The sequence below is a fragment of the Candidatus Magnetobacterium casense genome (assembly GCF_019173545.1).
Classification (GTDB): domain Bacteria; phylum Nitrospirota; class Thermodesulfovibrionia; order Thermodesulfovibrionales; family Magnetobacteriaceae; genus Magnetobacterium; species Magnetobacterium cryptolimnobacter.
Window position 1 is genome coordinate 1 of record NZ_JABXWD010000125.1, and the last position, 9,358, is coordinate 9,358.

General features: G+C 51.3%; 6 protein-coding genes and 1 pseudogene. All 7 read left to right on the forward strand.

What is annotated here, in order from left to right:
* Nucleotides 1-3,933, forward strand: a 3,933-nt coding sequence (locus tag HWQ67_RS08300) for a WD40 repeat domain-containing protein (RefSeq protein ID WP_218252219.1), incomplete at its 5' end; no start/stop codon positions are given.
* A gap of 418 nt (nucleotides 3,934-4,351) precedes the next feature.
* Nucleotides 4,352-4,618 carry a type II toxin-antitoxin system Phd/YefM family antitoxin gene (locus HWQ67_RS08305; RefSeq protein WP_218252220.1) on the forward strand — a complete coding sequence of 89 codons (267 nt, stop codon included), beginning with the start codon at nucleotides 4,352-4,354 and terminating at the stop codon, nucleotides 4,616-4,618.
* On the forward strand, nucleotides 4,615-4,890 hold the full coding sequence (locus HWQ67_RS20475; protein ID WP_218252221.1) for a Txe/YoeB family addiction module toxin: 276 nt from the start codon (nucleotides 4,615-4,617) through the stop codon (nucleotides 4,888-4,890). Before HWQ67_RS08305 ends, HWQ67_RS20475 begins: the two co-directional genes overlap by 4 nt.
* Before the next feature lie 114 nt (nucleotides 4,891-5,004).
* Nucleotides 5,005-6,357 (forward strand): GGDEF domain-containing response regulator, encoded by a 1,353-nt coding sequence (locus tag HWQ67_RS08315; RefSeq protein ID WP_218252222.1) that lies wholly within the window; start codon nucleotides 5,005-5,007, stop codon nucleotides 6,355-6,357.
* 260 nt (nucleotides 6,358-6,617) lie between these two features.
* Nucleotides 6,618-8,315: a methyl-accepting chemotaxis protein gene (locus HWQ67_RS08320; protein ID WP_218252223.1), complete on the forward strand. Its 1,698-nt coding sequence runs from the start codon at nucleotides 6,618-6,620 to the stop codon at nucleotides 8,313-8,315.
* Nucleotides 8,316-8,454: 139 nt separating this feature from the next.
* Nucleotides 8,455-8,658: pseudogene (locus HWQ67_RS20480) on the forward strand (type II toxin-antitoxin system HicB family antitoxin); the annotation flags it as partial.
* A 133-nt stretch (nucleotides 8,659-8,791) separates the two neighbouring features.
* Nucleotides 8,792-9,169 (forward strand): type II toxin-antitoxin system VapC family toxin, encoded by a 378-nt coding sequence (locus HWQ67_RS08330; RefSeq protein WP_218252225.1) that lies wholly within the window; start codon nucleotides 8,792-8,794, stop codon nucleotides 9,167-9,169.
* Nucleotides 9,170-9,358 lie beyond the last annotated feature (189 nt).

Genomic DNA, 9,358 nt, shown 5'->3' on the forward strand with positions numbered 1-9,358 from the left:
ACCTGGCAACTCAACAATCCTGCCGGCCACACCGGTGGCGTCAATGCCGTAGCGGTCACGCAGGATGACGCCTGTGTCATTGCCGGGGCAGAGGATGGCCGTCTGTATATGTGGGAGCTTGACTCCGGTGAACTCAGGGGGGTGTTTGAAGGCCATCAGGACAGCGTTACAACGTTGGATATCAGCGCTGACGGCAGATATGTCATCTCCGGCTCCAAAGACAAGACGGTGCGGCTGTGGGAGCTACCCACGAGGACTACCAGTGCTCAGACGTTTTATGGCCATACGCTCTATGGTCATTCCGGCAGCATCAGCAAGGTGGTCTTTGGCACAGACCCCCGCTATGCACTCTCACAGGACTATAAAGGCTTGCTGCTGTTCTGGGACCTGGTCAACAAGGAGTCTGTACGAACATTGTACGACAAAGAGGGGTGTACCGTAGCGGCCCTGTACCCTGACCTCAGATACGCAATCTCCGGAAGGGCTGACGGTGTCATCACAATATGGGATATCGCCCTTGAGGAGCGGTCTCGTACCTTTAAGATGTTAAACAAGAGCGTAACGGCTGTGGCAGTTAGCTCCGATGGCAGATTCATCCTGACGGGGGGACTCTATGACGGTACTCTCCAGTTGTGGGACTTCAGAAGTGGCAGGAGCCTTCGCAGCTTTACCGGCCACACGGGCGGAATAACTACACTCTGCTTCAGTTCCGACGTCAGGTACATATTGTCGGTGGGCGTTGATAAGACCATCCGCATCTGGGATATCGATACGAGCAGGGAGTTGCGCAAGTTTACCCTGCACGGTGAAGACATAAACACGGCGGTGTTAAGTCCAAACGGTTGGTTGGTTATCACCGGCAGTAAGGACAGGACGTTAAGCTCGTTTTACCTGGACTGGGACATTGTCGCCCTAAACTACGAAGACTGGGACGACAGGGCGTTGCCTTATCTTGAGACCTTTTTGACCCTGCACACGCCGCTTTCACAAAACACCCTGCTGCGACGGGGAATGCCACAGTACAGCGAAGAGGACTTTGACTCACTGCTGAGGCAATTGAGCCTCAAAGGTTTTGGCTGGCTCACTCCGGAGGGGGTCAGGCAAAAGCTCAACTACCTCCGGAAAAACGCCGCCGATAAGTCCACCGAAGCACAGAGAACACATAAAATGCTCATAGGTCTCAGTCTGGCACTCATCCGGGAGGGTATGAAGGAGGGCGCCACTGACCACGACTCCAAGGTGGTGAGCGCACTGGAGACCATTAAAAAGGCACGCTCTATAAATGGCTATGCCAGAGATGAACAACTGCTGAGGATATATGACAAGATATCGTCCGTATTTCCGAAGAAGGACATTTCGGCGGCATGGAAGGTCAGATATTTTAAGAATCACAAGGCGGCCATTAACACGCTGGCCGTCAGCCCCAACGGCAAGTATGCCATCTCAGGCGGGAATGACAGAAACGTCTGCTTGTGGAATATAGAGTCCAGGACGCTCGTGAGGGGGTTTGCGGGACACACGGCAGAGGTCACGGCTGTGGCATTTATAGACGACCAACGTTTCCTTTCAGGCGGCGCAGATAAGACCCTCCGGATGTGGGATATCAAAGGCGGACAATGTTTGCGGGTCTTTAGTGAGCACACGGAGGCAATATGCTCGCTCTGGGCAGACGGGGTCGGACTGATAGCGGTCTGTGGCTGTATTGATGGCTCGATCCGTGTGTGGGACATCGACGGCGGGGACGTCTTGCGGATATACAAAAACCCAACGGGTAGCGTAAACGCACTGGCAGTAAGCTCCAACCTCAAGATGATGCTCACAGGGGGCAAAGACAGAAAGCTCACCCTGTGGCAGTTGAGCACGGGAGAGCCTTCAGACGTTATGCAGGGTCACTCTGATGTGATAACTGCCATATCCATAGCCCCCAACGGGATGTTTGCCGTATCGGGCAGCGAAGACAGGTCGGTGCGGAGCTGGAACCTCTCCACGGGTGAGGCAATGGACACATACGAAGGCCATAAATCCGGGGTAACCGCCCTTGATATAAGCCCCGATGGCGCTTTTGTGGTATCGGCTGGAAGGGACAACAGGCTTTGTCTCTGGAGGTTGTCAAGCCAGGGACGCCTTGGTGCGGAAAAGAGCCAGGAGCGTCCGGCAGCGGAAGTTAAGGATGAGCTTCGCACGCTCAAAGGGCACGATGACGCAGTGCTGGCTGTAAGGTTTACCCCTGATGCCTCTCATTTTGTATCGGCGGCGGTGGACGGGACGCTCTGTCTGTGGCATCTGCAGTGGCGGGAGGCCCTACAATCGATTAATGGGCCTGCCGATGCCCAGCAGCAGTGCCAGAGATACATAGCAGACTTTCTCCTTCGCTACCGCCCACTGATGAAGGACTCTATCACCAGAAAGGGCAAACCCCAGTGGGGTAAGGAGGCCTTCAACGGGTTTGTCATGGAGCTACGTCAGCGGGGGCTTGGCTTGATACCGGTGCAGCAGGTTATGCAGTGGCTGATGCGCCTCAGTGACGAGCAGGGACGCAACGCCGGGGCGCTTGAGGCCGCATTTGCGGAGTATATCGAGGGGGCGGGTGTATCCCTCAAGGACAGGGCTTATGCAAGGAGCCTGGGACTTGTATCAAAGGCCGTCGGCATCGAGGGGTACGCCAGGGACCCCAGGGCACTCAGTGCGATGGCGGAGTTGGCGGTTACGCAACCCCGAAACAAGCTCAACACGCTGTGGAAGCACAAGACCCTTCCGGTAAAGGGGGCAAAGGTCAACGTGTTTATGTTCATGCCCCCGGGGGCATCCGGCAGTGGTAAAGAGCCGGGGCGTTATGGCCTTTGCACCGTTGCGGACAGTGACAAGACGACTGCGGTGTACGACCTGCAAACGTGGCAGCCGCTGGTGGTGTTCAAGGGGCATCAGGACACCGTGACCTCTGTGGGGGGTTCCTCCGATGGCACGGTGGCGGTATCGGGCAGCAAGGACAAGACCCTGCGTCTGTGGAACGTTGCCACGGGGCAGTGCAAGGGCGTCCTTGAAGGGCACACGGGGGGGGTCAATGCCGTGGCCGTCACGGCAGATGGCAAGTACGTTGTCTCCGGCGGCGATGATGCCACGTTGCGTCTGTGGGATGCCACCGCAATGGCAAAGGTCAAGGTCTTCAAGAACAACGACCTCGCCGTCAAGGCCCTGAAGATAAGCCCCGATGAGCTGTATCTTTTCTGTGGAAACTCGGACGGTACAGTCAACTTTATGGATATAGCGTTAGGGCGGGTGATACACGCCTTCAGGGGACACGAGGGGGCTATAACGTCGCTCAGTGTCTCCCCCGGTGGTCGTCATGTGATCTCCGGGGGAACCGATGCCACAATCCGGTTGTGGGACATTCCAACGGGTGAGTGTTTTCGCACCTTTACCGGGCATGTCGGGGCCGTTGCAACGGTGGCCATCACACCTAATGGTCGATATCTGATCTCAGGCGGTGTTGACAAGACCGTGCGGATATGGGACATACCCACGGCCGAAGTCTTTGACACGATACAGTGGCATGCCGCAGAGGTGTGCTGTGTTGCCGTCAGTGGGGATGGCACGTATATGTTTTCCGGGGGGCAGGACCCCTTTGCATACCTGTGGTACCTCAACTGGCACCTGATGCTCAGGCCCGTCACCCAATGGGACGATGGCGCCAGGGCATTTCTGGAGGCATTTATCTGTATGCGCACGGCAAAGCTCGGCACCCACTCCGTCTTTGCCAGGAAGCCGCAGTGGTCGGAGGATGACTTCAACGCCCTACTGCAGACCCTGGCACACGCAGGCTACGGATGGCTCGCACCACAAGGCGTCAGAGACAAACTCCAGGAAATGGCCGATAAATGGAAAACCGTCCTGGCAGGAAAAAAGAAGCTCTTTGAAAAACAATTCAGGTCATAGCCATCATAGGATTAAAATACATGGCATTTTTATGGGGTCAAGGGGACTGGTCCCCTTGCAGGGGGTTCTAAAGGGGGGCGGAGCCGCCCCTTTCTTTTTTTTTGCGCTTTAACGATCTCATCGAGCATCTTTTTGATCTGCCCACCCCACGACGGATATCCAAGCGGTATCGAACACCCCGACTCAATAAAGGCAATCGCCCAACCGGCCTTGATAACCTCCTTTCACGCCTGGAGGTTCAGGTCATTGGTTGGTTTATACTCGCTCCAATCCGTATACACCATCGCTTATTATATCAAACTCACTGCGAAATTTGCACGCAGCAACAAAATGGCCATTTTTAGGGGTCAACTTGCAAAACTACGCATGAATGGTACATAATAATGTACAATTTAACATTTGATTTGTGAGGTGAATTATGCAGGCAATGAGTATCTCTGAAGGCCGTAAACGATTGTTTGAATTACGTGAGAAGGCTGTTTCTGACAGCGAAGAGTTTATTTTAACCCATAAAGACGGCAGTGTAGTATTGATTTCAATGGATGAATGGGAGTCATATCAGGAAGCTATGCGCTTATTCAGAGACAAAGAGGCATTACAGGCACTACTGGAATCTTTTCGGGAGCACGATTCTAAAACAAAGCGTGGCAAATCGCCTGAGGAAGTCTTCTCAGATTTAATATGACATGGCAGTTGTCTATCAAAGCCAAAGCCGAAGATGATCTTAACTGGTTTAGGAATAACGATAAACCTCTATATATCAAATGCTTTGATTTGTTGACGGAAGTAGCTCATGAGCCTCGCCGTGGTAGAGGTAAGCCAAAAAGATTGAAGTATTTTGACAGGGAAGTGTGGTCTCGACGCATTAATCATGAGCATCGCCTGGTGTACGTAATTTATCCTGACGAGCAATTAATAGAAGTTATATCTTGCAGATCCCATTACCCAGGTTTCTGAAAACAGTTTAAGCGTACATTTACGTTCTGCCATGTATATCAGCCTACATATTAGGGCGCCCTTGCATTTCAATTTTTTTACTTTTTCTGACAGTTTTTGTTAATATACCATAGCATGACGGATATAAAGAAGCAGGCCATTGAGGAGAAGATGAAGGACCTCTATCTTGACAGTACGACAATACTGTACGTGGAGGATGAGGAGATCATACGGACAAACGTGGCCCGTTTTCTCAAACGACGCATAAAGGAACTCTACCTGGCCACAAATGGCAAAGAGGGCATTGATCTCTTCAGGGTGAATAAACCCGACATCGTTGTGACCGACATCCGTATGCCTGTCATGAATGGCCTGGACATGGCCGGCGAAATAAAGGCCATCAACGACGACTGTCCCATCATTATCACTACGGCCTACAATGACGAGGAGTATTTTCTGAAGGCCATCGATATCGGCGTAGACAAGTACATTAAGAAGCCAATAAACAATAAAGAACTGCTGCACGTCCTGTTAAAAACCGCACGGATAGTCATACAGCAGAGGGACATTGATGCCAAAAACGAATTCATAAGGACGATCCTCGACAACAATCCAACCTTTATCATGATCACGGACGGTGAGAACATCACCTTTCTCAACAAGTCTTTCCTGAACTACCTGGGGTTTTCCACCATCGAGGAGTTTCAGTACAAGTGCAAGACGCTAAACCGGTTTCTTGTGTTAAAGGAGGAGTCTTTCTATAAGGGGAAGTCGTTTCAGGAGTGGTTGGGGATTATCGTAAGCGGCAACAGCAAGGATTACATCGTACATCTTTCGGGCAAGGGTGAGTTAAAAAGCGAGGCAAGGGCCTACCTGTTACACGCCAGCGAAATCCCAGGACATAACAAGGGAGGAAGGTATCTTATCTCCTTTACGGACGTCTCACACATAGAGATGGACCGCAAGAAGTACCAGAACCTCGCATGTAAGGACCCGTTGACGAGCATATATAACAGGAAGAAGTTCGAAGATGAACTGACCAAGGAGATCGAGCGGGTAGTGCGGTATAAAAGTAACCTGGCTATCATTATTTTTGACATAGACCACTTTAAGCACATAAACGACAACTATGGCCATCAGGTTGGAGATTACGTCTTGCAGGAGTTAACTGCCCTGGTGGATGTGCATATCAGGGCTACGGACATATTTGCGCGTTACGGTGGAGAGGAGTTTATCATCCTGACCCCCGAAACCACCATAGAGGGGGCAAGGGAGCTAGCCGAAAAGCTCAGGGAGACCATTGATAATTACGCCTTTAATCACGTAGGGCATGTGACATGCAGCTTTGGGGTCTCCGAGTATGTAAAGGAGGAGTCGGCATACATTTTCATAAAGAAGGCTGACTATGCCCTCTACATAGCCAAAAACAAAGGACGCAACAGGGTCAGTATCATAGAAAAAGAACATTCCCTTGTCTTTAACGTATAGCCCCCTGGATGTTGCAATGCCATGTGTCTGCAATATTTTTTTGGGTTGAACGGTAAATTTTAATTCTGTAAGGATGGGGTTAAGGGGACTGGTCCCCTTGCAGGGGGTTCTAAAGGGGGGCGGAGCCGCCCCTTTTTTTCTCTTTGCTATAATCAGGATTTTTTACAGCAAATATTTTTTTGGGTTGAAATTGACAACCTGCATACCTGGTATGTTAGTATAGCAACCAGCAATGTAATACAAAAAACAAAGGAGGCAACATGTTCAAGAATCTAAAGATAGGCGTGAGGCTGTACATGCTTGTGGCATTTATGGCAGTCCTGGTAATAGGGATCGGGTTACTGGGCATACATGAAATCAAGTCGGCAAACGAAGTAATCAAGAGCGTGTACAACGACAGGCTGATACCGTTGGGGCAGATTGCCGATATCGGGAGGTTGAACCTCAGAAACCGGGTCGAAATACTGGCCGCCCTACAAGACCCCAAGCCCGAGACTATTAACAAACGCATGGCCCAGATGGAAGACAACATCAGCAAGATCGGCGATATCTGGAAGGCGTATATGGCGACCTCCCTGACCCCGGAGGAAAAGACCCTTGCCGATAAGTTTACTGCAGATCGGGCGAAGCTCAGGGATGAAGGCTTCAAGCCGGTGATGGAGGCCCTCAGGGCCGGAAAAATTGAAGAGGCCGCTAAACTCAATGAAGACAGGGTAAGGCCAATGGCAGCGCCTGTAGCGGCAGGCGTGGACGCCCTGAAGCAGCTCCAGGTGGATGAGGCAGACAAGCTCTATAAGCAATCCCTGAAGGAATATGAGGATTCTCGTAATATGGCAATAGCCGCCATTGTAATCGGACTGATATTGGCTATTATTGTGGCGTTTTGGATCATAAACAGCATTGTAAAGCCGTTAAACGAGGGCGTGGACATTGCCACGAGCCTGGCCGAGGGCGACCTCACCGTGCGGATTGACACCTCCAGCAAGGATGAGACCGGGCAGCTCCTTGCGGCAATGAAGAACATGGTTGAGCGCCTCAAGGAAGTTGTCAGCAATGTGCAGAATGCGGCAGACCAGGTTGCCTCAGGCAGCAACGAACTAAGCTCAAGCGCACAGCAGATATCGGAGGGTGCCACGGAGCAGGCGGCATCGATCGAGGAGACGTCTTCGTCTATGGAGGAGATGTCGGCCAACATTCGGCAGAACTCGGACAACGCCGCTCAGACGGACAAGATCGCAGTAAAATCGGCGCAGGATGCCAAGGTGACAGGTCAGTCCGTCAGCGAGGCCGTTAGCGCCATGAGAGAGATAGCCAGCAAGATTAACATCATAGAAGAGATCGCCAGACAGACCAACCTCCTTGCGCTTAACGCAGCGATTGAGGCAGCCCGTGCCGGTGAACATGGCAAGGGTTTTGCGGTTGTGGCCTCCGAGGTCAGGAAGCTGGCCGAGCGTTCACAGAAGGCCGCCGGGGAGATCACCGAGCTCTCCGGGACAAGCGTTCAGGTTGCCGAAAACGCCGGAGACATGCTCCTCAAGCTCGTCCCCGACATCCAGCGGACGGCAGAATTGATCCAGGAGATCAGCGCGGCAAGCAACGAGCAAAACGCCGGAGCCGAGCAGATCAACAAGGCCCTCCAGCAACTGGACAACGTCATCCAGCAGAACGCCTCCGCTGCCGAGGAACTGGCCTCCACCTCCGAGGAGCTTAGTGCGCAGGCAGGGATGCTGCAAGAGGCGATATCGTTCTTCAAGATCGGCGACAGCGGCAAGAGAAGGTCCACAGCAGCAGCAAAGCCCGCTGCCAAAAAAGCCCAGATAACCCACATGCCCGCCCATCCACCCGCCCCCAGAACTGAAAAACACAAGGCCGCTCCCACACCAGCCCCCAGGCAAGAGGCAAGGACAAACCTCAACCTCGCCGAAAAACACAGCGACGATGAATTCGAACACTATTAGCACAAAAGAAAAGGCATAGAATGGGGAGCTTTGCTCCCCCTCAGACCCCCTCACAAGGGGTCACGGACCCCTTGACCCCGTAAAGGGCTGTAGTCTTATTTGGGGCATTTCTTGACAAATAGTACAAGGGAGGTTTCAAATGAAAACATATACGGCGATTATTGAGCGATGTCCGGATACGGGTTTCTATGTTGGGTATGTACCAGGTTTTCCAGGCGCTCATTCTCAGGGCAGAACATTAGATGAGCTTAGTCGGAATTTGAAAGATGCAATAGAGATGGTTCTTGAGGATGGCGAGCCTAAACTTGAATCTGAATTTGTTGGTACTCAGAAGTTAGAGATCGAGGTCAAGGATAAACGTGAGAAGGCTACCCTTGCAATTAACGAACGGATAAAGGTATTTGCGGAGTTGATAAAAAAATTGGGGATATATCACCCGGTGGAGACAGTGTTGATGATATAAGAAGAGAGAGACAATGAGGTATGTAGCAATTGATAGCAATATCTTTGTCAGCAGTCTTGATCCAGGAGATGTCTTTCATAATGAATGTTACCCCATATTTGAAAGACTGCTCCGCGAGGAATTTAATGCTATATGCTCTTGTCTGGTTTTAGTAGAGACCGTGTGTGTTATCAGCAGGAGATTAAACTATGAAAAGATTGCTACAGATGTATATAATGAATTAGCCTCTTTGTCATCGATTCAGTGGATAGATATCACCTCCGAAATAGCAGCAAGAGCATGTTTGCTGGGTATTGAAACAACCCTGAAAGGCGGAGATGCAATAATTTTGCAGACAGCAAGAAAATTTGCAATACCTCTCGTGACAAAGGACAAGAGAGATAAAAAATAATGCACCAAAAGGAGTTGTCGTTTACGAACCCCTTGAACTGTTCAAACATTATTAAGACTATATACTCTTATCTAACAACGGGGTAGCACCCCAAACAACCGTGGTCATGCAGCCACCGCCATTGTTTGGTTTTGTAGGTGCCTGGGTGGTCGTCCTCGTCGTGGAGGATCAACCCATAACGGCAACGGC